At 74.3% G+C, this 20,160-nt stretch carries 13 protein-coding genes; all 13 read left to right on the forward strand.

Features of this window, described 5'->3' with window-relative positions; translation table 11 throughout:
• Positions 1-16: 16 nt before the first annotated feature.
• Positions 17-625, forward strand: coding sequence for an arylesterase (locus tag EDC57_RS05530; protein ID WP_211331883.1), 609 nt, complete (start codon positions 17-19; stop codon positions 623-625).
• A 9-nt stretch (positions 626-634) separates the two neighbouring features.
• Complete coding sequence (locus EDC57_RS05535; protein ID WP_211331884.1) at positions 635-1,354, forward strand: AzlC family ABC transporter permease; 720 nt, start codon at positions 635-637, stop codon at positions 1,352-1,354.
• Positions 1,351-1,650 (forward strand): AzlD domain-containing protein, encoded by a 300-nt coding sequence (locus tag EDC57_RS05540; protein WP_123400830.1) that lies wholly within the window; start codon positions 1,351-1,353, stop codon positions 1,648-1,650. Before EDC57_RS05535 ends, EDC57_RS05540 begins: the two co-directional genes overlap by 4 nt.
• Before the next feature lie 4 nt (positions 1,651-1,654).
• Entirely contained in the window at positions 1,655-2,584 is a 930-nt protein-coding gene (locus EDC57_RS05545) for a dihydrodipicolinate synthase family protein (protein ID WP_123400831.1), read from the forward strand.
• Positions 2,585-2,715: 131 nt separating this feature from the next.
• The gene (locus tag EDC57_RS13300; protein ID WP_123400832.1) at positions 2,716-3,912 is read left to right on the forward strand and encodes an EAL domain-containing response regulator; all 1,197 of its coding nucleotides are present in this window, start codon (positions 2,716-2,718) and stop codon (positions 3,910-3,912) included.
• 25 nt (positions 3,913-3,937) lie between these two features.
• Positions 3,938-7,801 carry a PAS domain S-box protein gene (locus EDC57_RS05555; protein ID WP_170165048.1) on the forward strand — a complete coding sequence of 1,288 codons (3,864 nt, stop codon included), beginning with the start codon at positions 3,938-3,940 and terminating at the stop codon, positions 7,799-7,801.
• Positions 7,798-8,952, forward strand: a complete 1,155-nt coding sequence (locus EDC57_RS05560; protein ID WP_123400834.1) for a response regulator — start codon at positions 7,798-7,800, stop codon at positions 8,950-8,952. Before EDC57_RS05555 ends, EDC57_RS05560 begins: the two co-directional genes overlap by 4 nt.
• Positions 8,953-9,116: 164 nt before the next feature.
• Positions 9,117-10,082, forward strand: coding sequence for an integrase core domain-containing protein (locus EDC57_RS05565; protein WP_123400835.1), 966 nt, complete (start codon positions 9,117-9,119; stop codon positions 10,080-10,082).
• A gap of 378 nt (positions 10,083-10,460) precedes the next feature.
• On the forward strand, positions 10,461-13,916 hold the full coding sequence (locus tag EDC57_RS05570) for an indolepyruvate ferredoxin oxidoreductase family protein (RefSeq protein WP_123400942.1): 3,456 nt from the start codon (positions 10,461-10,463) through the stop codon (positions 13,914-13,916).
• Positions 13,917-13,951: 35 nt separating this feature from the next.
• A complete protein-coding gene (locus EDC57_RS05575) occupies positions 13,952-15,028 on the forward strand; it encodes a Glu/Leu/Phe/Val dehydrogenase dimerization domain-containing protein (RefSeq protein ID WP_123400836.1) in 1,077 nt (358 codons plus the stop codon).
• Between the two features lie 101 nt (positions 15,029-15,129).
• Positions 15,130-18,402 (forward strand): fused isobutyryl-CoA mutase/GTPase IcmF, encoded by a 3,273-nt coding sequence (icmF, locus tag EDC57_RS05580; RefSeq protein ID WP_123400837.1) that lies wholly within the window; start codon positions 15,130-15,132, stop codon positions 18,400-18,402.
• 77 nt (positions 18,403-18,479) lie between these two features.
• Positions 18,480-19,331 carry a 3-hydroxybutyryl-CoA dehydrogenase gene (locus EDC57_RS05585; protein WP_123400838.1) on the forward strand — a complete coding sequence of 284 codons (852 nt, stop codon included), beginning with the start codon at positions 18,480-18,482 and terminating at the stop codon, positions 19,329-19,331.
• 20 nt (positions 19,332-19,351) lie between these two features.
• Positions 19,352-20,137: an enoyl-CoA hydratase-related protein gene (locus EDC57_RS05590; protein WP_123400839.1), complete on the forward strand. Its 786-nt coding sequence runs from the start codon at positions 19,352-19,354 to the stop codon at positions 20,135-20,137.
• Positions 20,138-20,160: the final 23 nt, after the last annotated feature.

The raw sequence follows: 20,160 nt of genomic DNA on the forward strand, positions 1-20,160 counted from the left end.
GTTAGGATAGCCCACCGTGCGTCGACTGCCGCTCATCGTCCTCGCGCTCGTCCTCGCCGCCGCCGGCGCCGGCGGGCGGCCGGTGCTGCTCGTCCTCGGCGACAGCCTGAGCGCGGGCTACGGGCTCGCCCCCGGCCAGGGCTGGGTGGATCTGCTCGGGCGGCGCCTGGCCGAGCGCGGCTACCCGCACCGGGTGGTCAACGCCAGCGTCAGCGGCGAGACCAGCGGCGGCGGTCTCGAGCGGCTGCCGGCGCTGCTCGCCCGCCACCGGCCCGCGGTGGTGGTGGTGGAGCTCGGCGGCAACGACGGCCTCCGCGGGCTGGGCCTCGAGCGGACGCGGGCCAACCTCGCCGCCGTCGTCCGGCGCGCCCGCGCCGCCGGGGCCCGCGTCCTCCTCGTGGGGATGCGCCTGCCGCCCAACTACGGGCCCCTCTACACCCGCCGCTTCGCCGCCCTCTACCGCGAGATCGCCCGCGACGAGGGCGTGCCCCTGGTGCCCTTCCTGCTCGAGGGGGTGGCGCTCGCGCCGGGGATGATGCAGGCCGACGGCATCCACCCCACCGCGGCGGCGCAGCCGCGGCTGCTGGACAACGTCTGGCCGCACCTCGAGCCGCTGCTGCGCTGAGGGGGCGGGGTGCTGCAGCAGGTCCCGGCCTCCGCTCCGCACTTCCCGGCCGCCTCGCTGGCGCGGGGGGCGCGCGAGAGCGCGGCCCTGGCGGCGGTGGTGGCGGCCTACGGGGTGGTGCTGGGGGCGATCGCGGCGGGGCGCGGCCTCGCCCTCGGCGAGCTCCTGGGGATGGGGGCGGCGGTCTTCGCCGGGGCGGCGCAGTTCGTGGCCGTGGGCCTGTGGGAGCGGCCGCTGCCGGTGGCGGAGATGGTCCTCGCGGTGGCCGCGGTGAACCTGCGCTACCTGCTCATGTCGGCGGCGCTCGCGCCGCTGTTCGAGGGTCGCCCCCTGTGGGCGCGGCTTGCCGGGGTGCACCTGGTGGCGGACGAGAACTGGGCCGTGACCATGGCCGCGATGCGCCGCGGCGGCGCCGACCCGGGCTTCCTCCTCGGCGGCGGCCTCGCGGTGCTGGGAGGGTGGCTTGCGGGCTGCGCCGCAGGCCACGCCCTCGGCGCGGTGCTTCCGCGGCCGGAGCGGCTCGGGCTCGATTTCGCGGTCACGGCGGTGTTCCTCTGCCTGCTGCGCGGGCTGTGGCGCGACGCCCGGCGCGATGCGGCCCCCTGGCTGGTGGCGGCGCTCGCCTCGGCCACCGCCGCCGCGGTCCTGCCGGGGCGCTGGTACGTGCTCGCGGGGGCGCTGGCGGGGGCCCTGGTGGCGGCGGTGGACGACGGGGAGGCGGCGGCGTGAGCGACGGGGCGTGGCTTGCCATCGCGGCGATGGCGGCGGCCACCTACGGGCTGCGGGCCACGGGGCTGCTCGCAGGCGCGCGCTTGCCCCGGGACGGGGCCTGGGGGCGGGCCCTGGAGGCGCTGCCCGGGTGCGTGCTGGCGGCGGTGGTGGCGCCGGCGGTGGCCTCGCTGGGCACCCTCGGGCTGCTCGCGGCGGCCGCGGTCTACGGCGTGTACCGCGCGAGCGGCAGCGTCATGGCGGCGATGGCGGCGGGCGCGGCGCTGGTCGCCGCGGCGCGGCAGCTGGGAGGGTGAGGACATGGGGGCGGACGGGCCGGTCTCGGGGATCTGGTCGCCGACGCTGACGCCGCTCGGCGACGACGGCGCCATCGACGTCGCGCGCCTTGCGGCGCACGTGCGCTGGCAGCTCGAGGGAGGGTGCCACGGGGTGGTCCTCTTCGGCACCACCGGCGAGGGGCCCTCGTTCACGGCGGCCGAGCGCATGCAGGCGCTGGAGGGGCTGCTGGCGCAGGGCGTCGATGCCCGCCGGCTGGTGGTGGGCACGGGCTGCTGCGCGCTGCCGGACACGGTGACGCTGACGCGCCACGCGCTCGCCTGCGGCTGCCGCGCGGTGCTGGTGCTGCCGCCCTTCTACTTCAAGGACGTGAGCGCCGAGGGGCTGCGCGCCGCCTTCGCCCAGGTGGTCGAGGCGGTGGGGGATGCGCGGCTGCGGATGCTCCTCTACCACTTCCCGCGCCTGTCCGGGGTGCCGATCCCGCCCGCGGTGCTGGGGCGGCTCGCCGCCGACTTCCCGGGCGTGGTCTGCGGGGTCAAGGACAGCTCAGGCGACCCGGACTCGCTGCACGCCTTCCTCGGCGCGGGCGAGGGGCTCTGCGTGCTGCCCGGCACCGAGGCCCTGCTCCTTGCGGGGCTGCGCGCCGGGGCCGCGGGCTGCATCAGCGCCGGGGCCAACGTCAACCCCGGCGGCCTGCGGGCGGTGTGGGCGGCCTGGCAGGCCGGCGACGAGGCCGCGGCGGAGGCGGCCCAGGCCGCGGCCGGTGCGGTGCGCGCGGCCCTCGCCGGTGCGCCCATGATCCCCGGGCTCAAGGCCCTCACCGCGCGGCGCACCGCCGACGCCGCCTGGCTCGCCGTGCGCCCGCCGCTTCGGCCGCTGGATCCGGAGGCGGCGGCGAGGCTTGCGGCGGCGGTGGCCGCCGTCCGCCCCGGGGGCGGCGGCCCTGCCCGATAGGCGGCGGAGTCGCCCCGCAAGGCACCGCGCGTCGGGGCCGTGCAGCCAGGGACATGAGCTGCTAAGGTCATAGGTCCACCCCGGGGGCGAGCGCCGCCGCCTCCGGACGGGGGCGGTGCAGGTGGTGGAGCATGCAGGACGAGGGACGCCGAAATCCGAAGGTGCTGGTGGTGGACGATGACCCCTTCCAGCGCGAGCTCATGGCGGCGCTGCTGCGGGCGGAGGGGGTCGGGGAGGTCCTCGAGGCGGCGAGCGGGGCCGAGGCCCTGGCCATGCTCGCGCGGGAGGCACCGGCCCCGGATCTGATCCTGTGTGACCTCCAGATGCCGGGAATGGACGGGGTGGAGCTGCTCCGCCATCTCGCGGATCGGGGCTGCCGCAGCGCCCTCGCCCTCATCAGCGGACAGGACACGGCCATCCTCAAGACCGCGGTGGCCATCGCGCGGGAGCGCGGCCTCGCCGTGGCGGGGGGGGTTGCGAAGCCGGTGACGCGGGAGGCGGTGGCGGCGCTCCTGTGCAGGGGGCCGAACCGGCACGCGGCGCGCGCGCCGGTGGCGGTGGAGGTGGAGGCCCTGCGCCGGGGCATCGTGGGGGGCGAGCTGGAGCTGCACTACCAGCCCAAGGTCCGGGTCGAGGACCGCACCCTCGCCGGGGTCGAGGCCTTGGTGCGATGGCGCCGGGCGGACGGCCGGCTGGTGCCCCCGGATGCGTTCATCCCGGTGGCGGAGCGCCACGGCCTCATCGACGCCCTCACCGCCGAGGTGCTGCGGCTCGGCCTCGCCCAGGCCGCCCGCTGGCGGGGCGGGGGGCTCGCGGTCCCGGTGGCCATCAACCTTTCCATGGACAACCTGCGCGATCCAGCCGTGGTGGGGCGCATCGTCGAGGCCGTGGCCGCGGCTGGCCTCGAGCCGGACGCCCTCGTGCTGGAGATCACCGAGAGCCGCCTCGCCCAGGAGCTGACTCTGGTCAAGGAGATCCTGGCGCGACTGCGGCTCGCCGGCTTCGCGCTGGCGATCGACGACTTCGGCACCGGCTTCTCCTCCCTCAAGCAGCTCCAGGATCTACCCTTCACCGAGCTCAAGATCGACCGCGCCTTCGTCGCGGGGGCGGCGGAGGATGCCTCGCGTCAGGCGATCCTCGAAGCAAGCGCTTCCATCGGCGCCCGTCTCGGCCTCACCGTGGTGGCGGAGGGGGTCGAGGACGCCGAGGACTGGGGTGCGGTGGCCGCCGCCGGCTGCCATCTGGTCCAGGGCTGGCACGTGGCGCGGCCCATGCCGGCGGCGGAGTTCGAGCGCTGGGCGGGGCTGCGGGGTCCGGATGGAGGATAGGCTGTCACGGAGGGGCCGTCTCCTCATGGGCGCGGCCGTGCTGCTGTCCCTGGCCGTCACCGGCGGGGCGGTGCTGGCCGAGTACTTCTGGCTGCGTGAGCGGGCGGTGGCCGCGGACGAGCGCCGGCTCGATCGGGGGGGCGCCCTCCTCGTCCAGGAGCTCAAGACCCTACGCGCGCTGCTTCGGGGACCGGCGGCGATGCCGGTCGCCGGGCTCGAGCCGTCGCCGCCCCGCTTGCCCGTCTTCGCCCGCCGCATGGTCGAGGAGCATCCCGTGGTGCGGGCCATGGGCTGGGCCTGGCGCGAGGGGGGGGCGGCGCGCGTCGTCCTTGTCGCCGGGGAGGCGCCGGTGCGTCCCGGGGAGCCCCTGTCGGCCATCGCCGGGGAGGCCGCCGAGGGCTGCACCGCGGCGCTGCTCGTTCGGCCGGGCGGCGGCGACGGGCGCGTCCTGATGCTGGAGCCGGCCCGGGATGCCGCGGGCCGGTGTGCCGGCATGCTCTTCGCGCTCCTGGATCTCGCCGCACTGGAGCGCACGGTGACGGTGGCGGCGGGGACCGAGGTCCGGCTGCGGGCGGGGGTTTCGCCGCCGCCGGAGGCGGGGCGGGTGCGGCGCGTGCTCGAGTTCGGGGGCCTTCCCTGGAGCCTGGAGCTGGCGCGGTCGCCGGTGCGCTGGCGCCTGCCCGCGATCCTCTTCCCCCTGGCGCTACTCGCGGGCGGGCTGGGGGTGAGCCTGCTCCTGGCAATGCACCTGCGGGCGCGGGGGCGGCTCGAGCGGCGCCTGCGGGACGAGGCGGCGGCACACCGGCGCGAGCTGGAGCTGCGGCGGGCCCTGCTGGCGGAGGCCCCGGATGGTGTCCTGCTGGCGGACGAGGGCGGGCGCATCCGCGAGGTCAACGCGGCCCTGTGCCGCATGCTGGGCTGGGCGCCGGAGGCGCTGGTGGGGCAACCGGTGGAGGTGCTGGTTCCGGAGGCGCGGCGCGAGGCGCACCGGCGCTGGTGTGCCGACTTCACCGCGCAAGGCGACAGCGCGGGTCGCCGCATGGCGCAGGGCCGGGGGCTCCAGGCGCGCGCCCGCGACGGCAGCCCGGTGGAGGTGGAGGTGGGGCTTGCGCGCGTGCGCGGCGACCACGGCACTGTGGTGGTGGCCTTCGTGCGGGACGTACGCGCGCGGCTCGAGGCGGAGCGGCGCAGCCGCATGCTCGCCGCCATCGTCGAGGCCAGCAGCGACTTCGTGGGTATCGCCGACGAGACGGGGCGCGTGGTCTACATGAACCCGGCCGGCCGGCGCATGGTGGGCTTGCCCGAGTGCGGCCCCCTAGGGGAGGTGGACGCGGCGGCGCTGGCGCCGGCGTGGGCGCTGGAGCGGATCCGGCGCGAGGGGTCGCCGACGGCGAAGGCGCGGGGGCACTGGGTCGGGGAGACCGCCCTGCGTGCCCTGCACGGGCGGGAGATCCCGGTCTCGCAGCTCATCCTGCACCTGCCGGAGGGGCCGGACGGGCGGCCCTACATGGCCACCGTCTGCCGCGACATCTCGGCCTACCGGGAGCTCGTCCAGAAGCTGCGCGAGAGCGAGGCGCATTTGGCCGAGGCGCAGCGGCTGGCGGGGGTGGGCTCCTGGGAACTCGATCTCGTCCGCGGCCGCCTGCGCTGGTCGGCGGAGGTGTACCGCCTCTTCGAAGTGGCGCCGGAGGCGTTCGGGGCGAGCTACGAGGCCTTCCTCGAGCGGGTCCACCCGGAGGATCGGGAGGCGGTGGATCGGGCCTACCGGGAATCCGTGGCTCAGCACACCCCCTACCGCATCCGCCATCGCATCGTCCTGCCGGACGGGCGCATCCGCCACGTCGAGGAGCGCGGCGAGACCTTCTACGCGGAGGACGGAACGCCGCTGCGCTCCATCGGCACGGTGCAGGACATCACCGACGAGGTGGAGGCGGAGCGGCTGCGCGAGGAGAAGGCGGCGGCGGAGGCGGCGAACCAGGCCAAGAGCGCCTTCCTCGCCATGATGAGCCACGAGATCCGCACCCCCCTCCACGGCATCCTGGGGACGCTGGAGCTGTTGCACCGAACCGACCTCGACGCGACCCAGCGGGAGATGGTGGAGCGGGCCCGCCTCTCCTCGCAGAATCTCCTCGGGATCATCTCGGACGTGCTCGACTTCTCCAAGATCGAGGCCGGGGCGCTGGAACTCGCGCGGGAGCCGTTCCCGCTTCGCCGCACCGTGGAGGAGTGCGCCATCAGCCTGGGACAGCTCGCCCTCGTGCGGGGGGTGCGCCTGCTGGTGGACGTGCCCAGCGCCCGGGACGAGGTGGTGCTCGGCGACGGGCCGCGCCTGCGCCAGATCTGTGCCAACCTCCTCAGCAACGCGGTCAAGTTCACCGCCGGGCGCGAGCGCGCCACGGTGCGTCTGCGCTTGCGGTGGACGAGGGAGGAGGAGACCGTCCGCGCCCGCATCGAGGTGCAGGACAACGGCATCGGCATGACCGCCGAGCAGCAGCGCAAGGTGTTCGAACCCTTCGCCCAGGCCGAGGCGGACACCACGCGGCGCTTCGGCGGTACCGGCCTGGGGCTCGCCATCGTCTCCCAGCTGGTCGCGCAGATGGGCGGGACCATCGCGGTGGAGAGCGAGCCCGGCCGGGGCAGCCGCTTCACGGTGGAGCTCGCCCTCCCCCGCGCGCAGGGCGCACAGGCCCCGGCCCTTCCGGAGCTTCCCGGCGTCGGGGTCTGGCTGTGGGCCGACGACGCCGACCTCGGCGCCTTGTGCCGGCGGCATCTGGAGGCGGCGGGGGCGCGGGTGGAGGTCCTCGCGCGACGGGAGGCGATCGGGCGCAGGCTGGCGGAGGGCGGGGCAAGACCGGACCTGGTGGTGATCTGCCACGGATCCCGGGCGCGTCGGCACGGGGGGTACCTCGCGCGCCTCGCCCGCCTCGCCGCCCGGGGGGTGCCGGTGCTGGTGATCGCGGCCTGGCAGAGCGCCGGCGCGGAGCTACCCCCGGGGGTCGCCGTGTTCCACCATCCCTTCCGGCTCGAAGCGCTGCTGGCTCGGGCGGCGGTGCTGTGCGGCCTCCTCGAGGAGGAGGCGGCGGTGTCCTCGCTCACCCTCCGGCTCGCCGCGGCGCCACGCAGCATCGAGGAGGCCGAGCAGGCGGGTCGGCTGGTGCTCGTCGCCGAGGACAACGAGATCAACCAGAAGGTGATCGAGGAGCAGCTCGCCCAGCTGGGCTACCGTGCCGTGATCGCCTCGGACGGGCGGGAGGCGCTGGCGCGCCTTGCCGAGCATCGCTATGCCGCCGTGCTCACCGACGCCCACATGCCGCACATGGACGGCTACGGCCTGACGCGCGCGATCCGCGCCTCCGAGGCCGACACCGGGAGGCGTGTCCCGATCCTGCTCCTGACCGCCGATGCCACGCCGCAGGTGGCGGGGCGCTGCCGCGACGTGGGGGCCGACGACGTCCTGATCAAGCCCCTGGCCCTGTCGGAGCTGCGGCTGGCGCTGGAGCGCTGGGTCACGCCCGCCCCACCGCCGGGCCGGTCAGCCCCCGCCGGGTCGGCGGAGGCGGCGGACTGGGATCCGGCGACGCTCGCGCGGGTGGTGGGCGACTCGCAGGCCCTGCAGGAGCGCATCGTCGCACGCTTCCTCGCGGATGCGCCCCAACAGGTGGAGGAGATCAGGCGTCTGGCCCGCGGGGGGGATGCCGCCGCGGCCGCGGCGGCCGCCCACAAGCTCAAGTCGGCCGCGCGCAGCATCGGCGGCCTGCGCCTCGGCGATCTGTGCGAGGCCGTCGAGCGGGCGGGGCGCGCGGGGGACGGAGCGGAGCTGCGCCGGCTCGCGGACGAGCTCGAGCCCGCACTTGAACGGCTGGTGCGCAGGATCCGAGACCGGACATGAACGCAAGGCCGCCGCACGCCCTCGACCACGAGGTCCTGCTCCTTTTCAGCGACGACAAGGACATCGTCGAGCACGTGGCGCAGATGCTCGAGCCCGCCCACCGTCAGGCCCTGCGGCTGGGCCGTGCCGACGAGGTGGTGCAACTGTTCGGCGAGCTCGAGCCCGGCGTCCTCCTCTATGCCTTCAGCCGGCTCGAACTCGCCGAGCGTACCCACCTCGACCTCTACCGCAACAGCGAGCGGGTCTTCGACGTGCTGCACGAGACGGTGGTCCTGTGCGAAGGGGGCGAGGTCCACGACGCCTGGGCGTTGTGCCGGCGGGGGATCTTCGACGACTACGTGGTGGTGCGCCCGCTGCACGACCCGCATCGCCTCGACATGGCCCTGCGCCATGCCCTGGCGCGGCTCGCGTACCGCCGCGGCAGCCCCTCGCAGGGGGAGCTGCGGCGGCTCGGCGAGGAGATCGCGGCCCTGCACCGGGGGTTGCGGGAGGCGCTGGGGCGGCGGGGGCGGCTGGACGAGAGGCAGGCGGCGCTGCTCGATGGTCTGCAGCGGCGCGTCCGCGAGGAAGGCGCGCGATTGCTGGAGGCGCTGCAGCGGGACGACCGGCCGACGGCGGACGGGCTTCTGCGGCGCTTCGCCGAGGAGGCGCTGCCGCGCGAGGTGGCGCGGGTCTCGGCCGGCATCGGCGAGGCCGTGGCGAGCTGGAGCGGCACCCTGGAGGCGGAGCTCGAGGCGCACGCGCCGGCGGTGGCGCGGCTCGCCGAGGTGGCCAGCCGTGCGCGCCCGGCGGTGCTCCTGGTGGAGGATTCCGAGATGGACGCGGAGGTGGTCACGGCTGTGCTGGAGGAGGCGGGCTGCCGGGTGATGCGCTGTTGGGACGGTGCCTCGGCGCTGTCCAGATTGGCCGAGGAGCCGGCGGACCTGGTCCTCCTGGACGAGGGCCTGCCGGACCTGTCCGGGCTCGATGTGCTGCGCCGGATCCGCGCGAGCGGGCGTCTGGCCGAGCTGCCCGTGGTCATGCTCACGGGGCGCGCGGAAAAGGAGGTGGTCGAAGGGGCGATCGCCGCCGGCGCCTCGGACTTCATCCGCAAGCCGCCGGCACGTGATCTCCTCCTGAGCCGGCTGCAGGCGCTCCTCGGCCGGTCCTGACCGGCACGGCGGGCCCCGGGCCGGAACGGGGCCCGCGTTGACCAGGTTCAGAGACATGTGAGACGTTGAAGGCCGAAGAGCGGGGCCCTCATGCTGGGTGTAGGTGGAAGAACCTGGCAGAGGAGGACCCGGGATGAAGCTCTTCGGCCTTCAGGGGGAGATCCGTGCGCCACCGTCTTGGGGTGGTGGAGCGGTTCGAGTATCTGCGTCGGCGCGGGCTGAGCGCGGCCGAGGCGGCGGCGGTGCTGGGGGTGAGCCGCGCGACGGTGCATCGGTGGCGCAGGCGGCTGGCCGAGCGGGGCTTGCGCGGTCTTCGTCCGGGCTCACGTCGCCCCCGCAGGCTGCGACGAAAAGGCTGGGATCGGCACCTGGTGGAGGCCGTCGAGCGTCTCCATGCAAGCTTTCCTGCCTGGGGCAAGGAGGAGCTGGTGGTGCTGCTGCGCACGCAGGGCTTTGCGGTCTCGGCCAGCACCGTGGGCAGGATCCTGGCCTGGCTCAGGCAGCGGGGACGGATCCCGGCAGCGCCCCTGGCGGGCGGTGGCGGGCGGCGCCGGGGCAGGCCCTGGCGCCGGCGCTGGGCACGGCGAAGCCGGACCCGCCTTCGTGGCAAGGCCCCCGGCGACGTGGTGCAGTTGGACACCCTGGAGCTGCGGCTTCTGCCCGGCGTGACGGTGTATCAGTTCACCGCTTGGGACGCGGCCAGCCGCTGGAGCGTGGCCCAGGTGTATCACCGCCCCACCAGCCGCTGCGCCGCCTGGTTTCTCGAACACCTGCGCGCCCAGTGCCCGTTTCCCATCCGGGCGCTGCAGGTCGATGGCGGCAGCGAGTTTGCCGGCCGCTTCGAAGCGGCGTGCGAGGCGGCCGGCATCCCGCTGTATGTGCTGCCGCCCCGAAGCCCCAAGCTCAACGGAGGGGTGGAACGCACCCAGGGGAGCTGGCGCTACGAGTTCTATGCCTGCTACCCCTTGCCCACCACCCTGGCCGAGCTTCGCCCGCTGGTGCAGTGGTGGCAGCACGTCTACAACCACCTGCGGCCCCACCAGGCCTTGCAGGGGCTCACCCCCGCCGAGTACCTTCGCCAACACACCCAGCACCCCGCCCCGCGCGTGGTCGTGTCTCCTATGTACTGAACCAGGACACGCGTTTGACAGCCGCGATGCGGCGGGCGTAGATTGCGCCGCGGCGGCGAACCCGCCGAAAAGGAGAGCGCGACGGCCGCCGGCCCCACAAGGGCGCAGGCCGGACGAGGAGGCACGGCAGCGATCCTGCCGTGGAGGAGTGGGCGATGCGCCACCACCCGCCCGCAGGGCCCGTCCCGGGCCCGAGCCAGCGACACGCGTCCCGGCCGAGGACGCGGCTCCCCCACGTGCCCGACGATCCGCGCCCGCGTTGCGCGCGCCCTGCGCCGACGCGGGCGGGCCGTGCCCTGCCCCGGCCCCGGCGGCGGTAGCAAGGCAACGGCGCGCCGGGTGATCCCCGGCGACGCGGGCAACGAGGAGGAGTCCGACATGACCCTGGCCGCAGTGCGTGCGGACGACATCTACACGCTCGAATCCGGGCGCGTCTTCCTCTCCGGCATCGAGGCCCTGGTGCGGCTGCCCATCATGCAGCGGCGGCGCGACCGCGAGGCCGGTCTCCACACCGCCGGCTTCGTCTCCGGCTACCGCGGCTCGCCCCTGGGCGGGCTGGACCAGGCCCTGTGGCGGGCGCGCGAGCACCTCGAGCGCCACCACGTGCGCTTCCAGCCGGCGGTGAACGAGGATCTGGCCGCCACCGCCGTCTGGGGCACGCAGCAGGTGAACCTGTTCCCCGGGGCTCGCTACGACGGCGTCTTCGCCATGTGGTACGGCAAGGGGCCGGGGGTGGACCGCAGCGGCGACGTCTTCAAGCACGCCAACGCCGCCGGCACCTCGCGCCACGGCGGGGTGCTGGTGATCGCCGGCGACGACCACGGCTGCAAGTCCTCCACCCTGCCGCACCAGAGCGACTACGCCTTCATGGACGCCATGATTCCGGTGCTCAACCCGGCGGGGGTTCAGGAGATCCTGGACTACGGCCTCGTCGGCTGGGCCATGTCGCGCTACAGCGGCTGCTGGGTGGCGATGAAGACCATCGCCGAGACGGTGGATTCCTCGGCCACCGTGGACGTGGACCCGGGGCGCGTCCGGCTGGTGCTGCCCGAGGACTTCGAGCCGCCCCCGGAGGGGCTCAACATCCGCTGGCCCGACCCCCCGCTGGCGCAGGAGTTGCGCCTGCACCGCCACAAGCTCTACGCCGCCCTGGCCTTCGCCCGCGCCAACCGGCTCGACCGGGTGGTGATGGACAGCCCGCGCCCGCGCCTCGGCATCGTCACCACCGGCAAGTCCTACCTGGACGTGCTGCAGGCGCTGGACGACCTCGGCATCGACGCGCGCCTTGCCGCCGAGATCGGGCTGCGGGTCTACAAGGTGGGCATGGTCTGGCCCCTGGAGCGCGAGGGGGTGCGCGCCTTCGCCCGCGGCCTCGAGGAGATCCTCGTGGTGGAGGAGAAGCGGGCGGTGATCGAGAACCAGCTCAAGGAGCAGCTCTACCACTGGGACGCGGGCGAGCGGCCGCGGGTGATCGGCAAGTTCGACGAGGCCGGCCGCTGGATCCTGCCCTCGGCGGGGGAGCTCACACCGGCGCGCATCGCCCGCGCCATCGCCGCCCGCATCCAGCGCTTCCACACCAGCGAGCGCATCCGCGAGCGGCTCGCCTTCCTCGAGGCCAAGGAGCGCGCGCTGGCCGGGCGCCCGGCGGTGCTGGAGCGCACCCCGCACTTCTGCTCCGGCTGCCCGCACAACACCTCCACCCGGGTGCCCGAGGGCAGCCGCGCCCTCGGCGGCATCGGCTGCCACTACATGGCCACCTGGATGGAGCGCGCCACCCACACCTTCACCCAGATGGGCGGCGAGGGGGCGACCTGGATCGGCCAGGCCCCCTTCACCGAGACCCGCCACGTCTTCCAGAACCTCGGCGACGGCACCTACTACCACTCGGGCCTGCTCGCCATCCGCGCCGCGGTCGCGGCCGGCGTCAACATCACCTACAAGATCCTCTACAACGGCGCCGTGGCCATGACCGGCGGCCAGCCGGTGGACGGGCCGCTGACCGTGCCGGGCATCGCGCGACAGGTGTGCGAGGAGGGGGTGCAGCGCATCGCCGTCGTCAGCGAGGAGCCGGCCCGCTGGCGCGCCGCGCGCGACCTGCCCGAAGGCACCACCGTCCATCACCGCAGCGAGCTCGACGCCCTGCAGCGCGAGCTGCGGGAGACGCCCGGGGTGTCGGTGCTGATCTACGAGCAGACCTGCGCCGCCGAGAAGCGCCGCCGGCGCCGGCGCGGCGAGTACCCCGATCCGCCGGTGCGGGTGTTCATCAACCCCGAGGTCTGCGACGGCTGCGGCGACTGCTCGGTGCAGTCCAACTGCCTCTCGGTGGTGCCGGTGGAGACGCCCTTCGGGCGCAAGCGCGCCATCGACCAGTCGGCGTGCAACAAGGACTACACCTGCCTCGAGGGCTTCTGCCCCAGCTTCGTCACCGTGCACGGCGGGCGGCTGCGCCGCCGCGGCGGGGTGGAGGTGCCCTTCGAGGCCCTGCCGGAGCCGCGCCGTCCCGCCCTCGACCGGCCCTACAACATCGTCATCACCGGCATCGGCGGCACCGGCGTGGTGACCATCGGCTACCTCTTAGGCATGGCCGCCCACCTGGAGGGCAAGGGCGCGACGGTCCTGGACATGACGGGCCTGGCGCAGAAGTACGGCGCGGTGGTGAGCCACGTGCGCATCGCCCGCGAGCCCTCCGAGATCCACGCGGTGCGCGTCGCCGCGGGCGGGGCCGACCTGCTGCTCGCGGCCGACCTCGTGGTGGCCTCGGGCTTCGAGGCCCTGGCCAAGCTCGCCGCGGGGCGCAGCCGCGCGGTGGTCAACACCTGGCGGCAGATGCCGGCGGCCTTCACCCGCGACCCCGATCTGCCGTTCCCGGACGCGGAGATGCTCGGGCGCATCCGCGAGGCCGTGGGCGGGGACGGGGCGCTGTGGGCCCTCGACGCCCACCGCCTCGCCACCGCCCTGCTCGGCGACGCCATCGGCGCCAACCTCTTCCTGCTCGGCTTCGCCTACCAGAAGGGGCTGGTGCCGGTGTCGGAGGCGGCCATCCTGCGGGCGGTGGAGCTCAACGGCGTGGCGGTGGCGTTCAACCGCCAGGCCTTCCTCTGGGGGCGGCGCGCCGCCCACGACCTCGCCGCGGTGGAGCGCATCACCCGCCCCGCGCGCGAGGCGGACGCCGAGGAGGGGCTCGAGGCGCTGGTGGAGCGCCGCGCGCGGCACCTCGCGGCCTACCAGGACGAGGCCTACGCGCGGCGCTACCGGGCGCTGGTGGCGCGGGTGCGCGAGGCCGAGCAGCGGGTCGTGCCGGGCTCGGAGGCGCTGACGCGGGCGGTGGCGCGCGGCTATCACCGCCTGCTCGCGATCAAGGACGAGTACGAGGTGGCGCGCCTGCACACGGACCCGGCGTTGCGCGCCGCCCTGGAGGCGCAGTTCGAGGGCGACTACCGCATCGTCCACCACTTCGCGCCGCCGCTGCTCGCGCGCCCCGACCCCCGCACCGGGCGGGCGCGCAAGCGCCGCTTCGGGCCCTGGGTGCGGCCGCTGCTGCGGGTCCTGGCGGCGATGCGCCGGCTGCGCGGCACCCCCTTCGATCCCTTCGGCCGCAGCGCCGAGCGGCGCATGGAGCGGGCCCTGATCGGCGAGTACGAGGCCGTGGTCGGCGAGCTCGTCGAGGGGCTGCGCCCGGACAACCACGCCCTCGCGGTGGAGATCGCGGCGGGCGCCGAGCGCGTGCGCGGCTTCGGCCCCGTGAAGCGGGCCAACATCGAGCGCGTGCGCGCCGAGCGCGAACGGCTGCTTGCGCGGCTGCGCGGCGGGCGGGGGCTGGACGCGGCGGCCTGAGGGCCGGGGCGGGTGCGGACCGAGGAGGAGCGATCATGAAGCTGTTCACGCATCCGGAGTTTGCGGGCCACGAGCAGGTGGTCTTCGGTCATGACGAGGCGAGCGGCCTGCGCGCCATCATCGCCGTGCACAACACCCACCGCGGCCCCGCCCTGGGGGGGCTTCGCATGTGGCCCTACGCCGACGAGGGTGAGGCCCTGACCGACGTGCTGCGCCTGGCCCGCGGCATGACCTACAAGTCGGCCATGGCCGAACTGCCGCTCGGCGGCGGCAAGTCGGTGATCATCGGCGATCCCCGCCGCGACAAGAGCGAGGCCCTGATGGAGGCCATGGGGCGGCTCGTGGACGGGCTCGGCGGCCGCTACATCGTGGCCGAGGACTCGGGGACGACGGTGACCGACATGCGCGTGATCGCGCGCCGCACCCGGCACGTGGCCGGGCGGCGCGAGCGCCCGGGCTACGACGGACGGCCCTCCGACGGCGATCCCTCGCCGGCTACCGCCTACGGCGTCTTCGTGGGCATCCGCGCCGCGGTGGCGCACCGCCTCGGGCGCAGCGACCTCGAGGGTCTGCGCGTGGCGGTGCAGGGCGTGGGCAGCGTCGGGCGCAGGCTGGCCGCGCACCTTGCCGCCGCCGGCGCGCGGCTGTGGGTGACCGACATCGATCCCGAGCGCCGCGGGCAGGCGGCGGAGACGCTGGGCGCCGAGGCGGTGCCGCCCGAGGCCGTCTACGACCTCGACGTGGACGTCTTCGCCCCCTGCGCGCTGGGGGCGGTGATCAACGACGCGACGGTGCCGCGGCTGCGCGCGAAGGTGGTCGCGGGCGCCGCCAACAACCAGCTCGCCGCGCCGCGCCACGGGGAGGCGCTCGCCCGCCGGGGGATCCTCTACGCCCCCGACTACGTCATCAACGCCGGCGGGGTCATCGACGTCTGCTACGAGCACCTGGGGCTCGACCCGGCGGGGCTGCGCGCCCACATCGAGCGCATCGGCGACAACCTCGCCGAGATCTTCCGCCGCGCCGAGCGCGAGGGGCGGCCGACGGCCTGGGTCGCCGATCGCATCGCCGAGTCGCGCTTCGCCGCGGGGCTGCACCGGGCGGCGGGCTTCTGAGGCCGGGGGCGCCGCCCCCGGCCCCGGTTTGACGTTTACGTAAACGTTTCGCAGAATCCCGCCATCTCCGGGCCGGGAGCCGTCACAGGAGGAGCAAGCCCATGGCCGAGACGAGCACCCGCGCGGGCCGCGACGAGGCGGCGGACGGCGCGCCGCGCCTGCGGCACAAGATCCGCTTCGTCACCGCGGCGAGCCTCTTCGACGGGCACGACGCGTCCATCAACATCATCCGCCGCCTGCTGCAGTCGAGCGGCGCCGAGGTGGTGCACCTCGGCCACAACCGCGCCGCCGGCGAGATCGTCCGCGCCGCGATCCAGGAGGACGTCCAGGGCATCGCCGTCAGCTCCTACCAGGGCGGCCACATGGAGTTCTTCAAGTACATGGTGGACCTGCTGCGCGAGCAGGGGGCGGGGCAGATCCGCGTCTTCGGCGGCGGCGGCGGCGTCATCGTGCCGGCGGAGATCCGCGAGCTGCAGGCCTACGGCGTCGAGCGCGTCTACTCGCCCGAGGACGGCGTGGCGCTGGGCCTCAAGGGCATGATCGAGGACATGCTGCGGCGGGCCGACTTCGCCCCCTGGGAGACGCCGCCGGAGCGCATCGAGGCCCTCGCCGAGGGCGACTTCCGCGCCCTCGCGCGGGTGATCTCGATGCTGGAGAACGACACCATGCCGGCCGAGCTGTGGCGCCGGGTGGAGGGGATGGCGGCGGGAAGCCGCACCCCGGTGCTCGGCATCACCGGCACCGGCGGCGCCGGCAAGAGCTCCCTCACCGACGAGATCGTGCGCCGCTTCCGCGCCGACCGCGACGACATCGCCATCGCCATCATCGCGGTGGATCCCTCGCGGCGGCGCACCGGCGGGGCCCTGCTCGGCGACCGCATCCGCATGAACGCCATCGACGGCCCGCGCATCTACATGCGCTCGCTGGCGACGCGCGACTCGGGCAGCGAGATCGCCGCCTGCGTGCCGCGGGTGATCGAGGCCTGCAAGGCGGCGGGCTTCGACCTCGTCATCCTCGAGACCTCCGGCATCGGGCAGGGCGATGCCGCCGTCGTGCCGCTGGTGGACCTCTCCCTCTACGTCATGACCCCGGAGTTCGGCGCCGCGAGCCAGCTCGAGAAGATCGACATGCTGGACTTCGCCGACCTGGTGGCCATCAACAAGTTCGACCGCCGCGGCGCCGACGACGCCCTGCGCGACGTGCGCAAGCAGGTGCAGCGCAACCGCGAGGCCTTCGACCGCAGCCCCGAGGAGATGCCGGTCTACGGCACGGTGGCGGCGCGCTTCAACGACCCCGGCGTCACCGCGCTCTATCACGGCATCCTCGATCTGCTGCGCGAGCGCGGCTTCGGCCCCTGGGAGAGCCGGCTGGAGCGGCCCGAGGGCAAGGTCTCGCCGCCGGGGCAGGCGATCGTGCCGCCCGAGCGCGAGCGCTATCTCGCCGAGATCGCCGAGACCGTGCGCGGCTACCGCCGCCACGTGGAGCGGCAGGCGCGCATCGCGCGCGAGCTGCAGCAGCTTCGGCACACGCGGGAGCTGCTCGCCGAGCGCGGGGCGGCGGTGGAGGCCGTCGACGCCCTCATCGCCGAGCGCGAGGCCGGGCAGGATCCGCGTGCGCGCAAGCTCATCGAGATCTGGCCCAAGGTCCGGGAGAGCTACGCCGGCGACGAGTACGTGGTGCGCATCCGCGACCGCGAGGTGCGCACGAGCCTCAGGCACACGACCCTGGCCGGGACCCGGGTGCCCAAGGTGGCGCTGCCGAAGTGGGAGGACCACGGGGAGCTCACGCGCTGGCTGATGCTGGAGAACGTCCCCGGCAGCTTCCCCTACACCGCGGGGGTCTTCGCCTTCAAGCGCGAGGGCGAGGAGCCGACGCGCATGTTCGCCGGCGAGGGCGACCCCTTCCGCACCAACCGCCGCTTCCACTACCTCTCGCGCCACTCCGAGGCCAAGCGGCTCTCCACCGCCTTCGACTCGGTCACCCTCTACGGCTTCGACCCCGACGAGCGCCCGGACATCTACGGCAAGATCGGCAACGCCGGCGTCTCGGTGGCGACGCTGGACGACATGAAGGCCCTCTACGAGGGCTTCGACCTCTGCCATCCGCTGACCTCGGTCTCCATGACCATCAACGGGCCGGCCCCGGCGATCCTCGCCATGTTCTTCAACACCGCCATCGACCAGCAGCTCGAGAAGTTCGAGCGCGACAACGGCCGCCCGCCCACGGACGAGGAGATCGAGAAGATCCGCGCCTGGGTGCTCTCCACCATCCGCGGCACGGTGCAGGCGGACATCCTCAAGGAGGACCAGGGGCAGAACACCTGCATCTTCTCCACCGAGTTCGCCCTGCGCATGATGGCCGACGTGCAGGAGTGGTTCGTCCAGCACGACGTGCGCAACTTCTACTCCGTCTCCATCTCCGGCTACCACATCGCCGAGGCCGGCGCCAACCCCATCACGCAGCTCGCCTTCACGCTGGCCAACGGCTTCACCTACGTGGAGGCGTATCTGGCGCGGGGGATGCACATCGACGAGTTCGCGCCCAACCTCTCGTTCTTCTTCTCCAACGGCATGGACGCCGAGTACTCGGTGATCGGCCGGGTGGCCCGGCGCATCTGGGCCATCGCCATGCGCGAGCGCTACGGCGCCAACGAGCGCAGCCAGAAGCTCAAGTACCACGTGCAGACCTCGGGGCGCTCGCTGCACGCCATGGAGATGGAGTTCAACGACATCCGCACCACGCTGCAGGCCCTCATCGCCATCTACGACAACTGCAACAGCCTGCACACCAACGCCTACGACGAGGCCTACACCACGCCCACCGAGGCTTCGGTGCGCCGGGCGCTGGCGATCCAGCAGATCATCAACAAGGAGTGGGGGCTGGCGAAGAACGAGAACCCCAACCAGGGCAGCTTCATCATCGAGGAGCTGACCGACCTGGTGGAGGAGGCGGTGCTCGCCGAGTTCGAGCGCCTGTCCGAGCGCGGCGGGGTGCTGGGGGCCATGGAGCGCGGCTACCAGCGCGGCAAGATCCAGGAGGAGTCGCTGCACTACGAGACCCTCAAGCACGACGGCACCCTGCCCATCGTCGGCGTCAACACCTTCCTCGACCCGGACGCGCCGCCGGCCGAGGAGCGCACGCTGGAGCTGCGCCGCTCCACCGAGGAGGAGAAGCAGAGCCAGCTGCGACGCCTGCGCGCCTTCCACGAGCGCCACCGCGAGGAGGCCGGGCCCATGCTGGAGCGCCTCAAGGAGGCGGCGCGGCGGGGCGAGAACACCTTCGCCGTGCTCATGGACGCGGTGCGCTGCTGCTCGCTGGGGCAGATCACCCGGGCCCTGTTCGAGGTGGGCGGCCAGTACCGGCGCAACATGTAGGCGCCCCCGCGCGCCGCGGCGTGCCCGCGCGGGCCGCGGGCGGGGGGCTTCGCTTTGCCTGAGAAGGGGGGAAGCAGATGGAGATCGAGGTCATCGGCGTCATCGGTGCCGGCACCATGGGGCACGGCATTGCCCAGGTCTTCGCCGTCGCGGGCCATCCCGTGCGCCTCTACGACGTCTCGGCCGAGGCGCTGGAGAAGGGGGTGGCGCGCATCGGCGCCAACCTCGCGCGCCAGGTGGAGAAGGGGCGCATGGACGAGGCCGCGCGCGAGGCCGCCCTCGCCCGCATCCAAGCCGGCACCGAGCTCGGCGCCATGGGGGAGGCCGACCTGGTGGTGGAGGCCGCCACCGAGAACGAGCCTCTCAAGCTCGAGCTCTTCGCGCGCCTGGACGAGATCTGCCGGCCGCAGGCGATCCTCGCCTCCAACACCTCGTCCATCTCCATCACCCGCATCGGGGCCGCGACGCGCCGGCCCGAGCGCGTCATCGGCATGCACTTCATGAACCCGGTGCCGGTGATGAAGCTGGTGGAGGTGGTGCGCGGGCTGCGCACCGCCGACGAGGTCCACGCCGACGTCGTGCGCGTGGCCGAGGCGCTGGGCAAGGTGCCGGTGACGGTGAACGACGCCCCCGGCTTCGTCTCCAACCGGGTGCTGCTGCCCATGATCAACGAGGCGATCTACGCCCTGCACGAGGGCGTGGCCGAGCCCGAGGCCATCGACACCGTGATGCGGCTGGGCATGAACCACCCCATGGGGCCGCTGGCGCTCGCCGACCTCATCGGGCTGGACACCTGCCTCGCCATCCTTGAGGTCCTCCACGAGGGGCTCGGCGATCCCAAGTACCGGCCCTGCCCGCTGCTGCGCAAGATGGTGGATGCGGGCTTCCTCGGGCGCAAGACCGGCCGCGGCTTCTATCGCTACGCGTGAGCGCAAGGGAGGAGAAGGCCATGTCCGAACCCGTGGTCCTCTACGACGAGCCGGAGGCCGGCATCGGCCGCCTCACCATCAACCGCCCGCGCGTGCTCAACGCGCTCAACCGCGAGACCCTCGAGGCCCTGCGCGGCCGGCTCGAGGCCCTGCGCGGCCGCGACGACCTGCGCGCCCTCATCGTCACCGGCGCGGGCGAGAAGGCCTTCGTCGCCGGCGGCGACATCGCCGAGATGCGGACCATGAGCGCGGTGCAGGCGCGGGCCTTCTCGGAGCTCGGGCTCGCCACCCTGCGCCTGCTGGAGACGATGCCGGTGCCCGTGATCGCGGCGGTCAACGGCTACGCCCTCGGCGGCGGCTGCGAGCTCGCCCTCGCCTGCGACTGGATCGTCGCCTCGGAGCGCGCGGTGCTGGGCCAGCCCGAGGTCAACCTCGGCGTCACCCCGGGCTTCGGCGGCACCCAGCGCCTGCTGCGCCGCGTCGGCACGGCGCGCGCCCTCGAGCTCGTCACCACGGGCCGCCAGGTCAAGACCGAGGAGGCGCTGCGCATCGGCCTCGTCAACCAGGTGGTGGCGCCCGAGGCGCTCATGGACACGGTGCTCGCCCAGGCGCGCATGATCGCCGCGCGCGGGCCGGTGGCGGTGCGTCTGGCCAAGGAGGCGGTGCAGCGCGGGCAGGATCTCGACCTCGACAACGCCTGCGTCCTCGAGCGCGAGATCTTCGCCCTGTGCTTCGCCACCGAGGACCAGAAGGAGGGGATGGGCGCGTTTCTCGAGAAGCGCGCGGCGCGCTTCGCGGGCCGCTGAGGCGGCGCGGACGCGCTTGCCGC

The organism is Inmirania thermothiophila (assembly GCF_003751635.1).
Classification (GTDB): domain Bacteria; phylum Pseudomonadota; class Gammaproteobacteria; order DSM-100275; family DSM-100275; genus Inmirania; species Inmirania thermothiophila.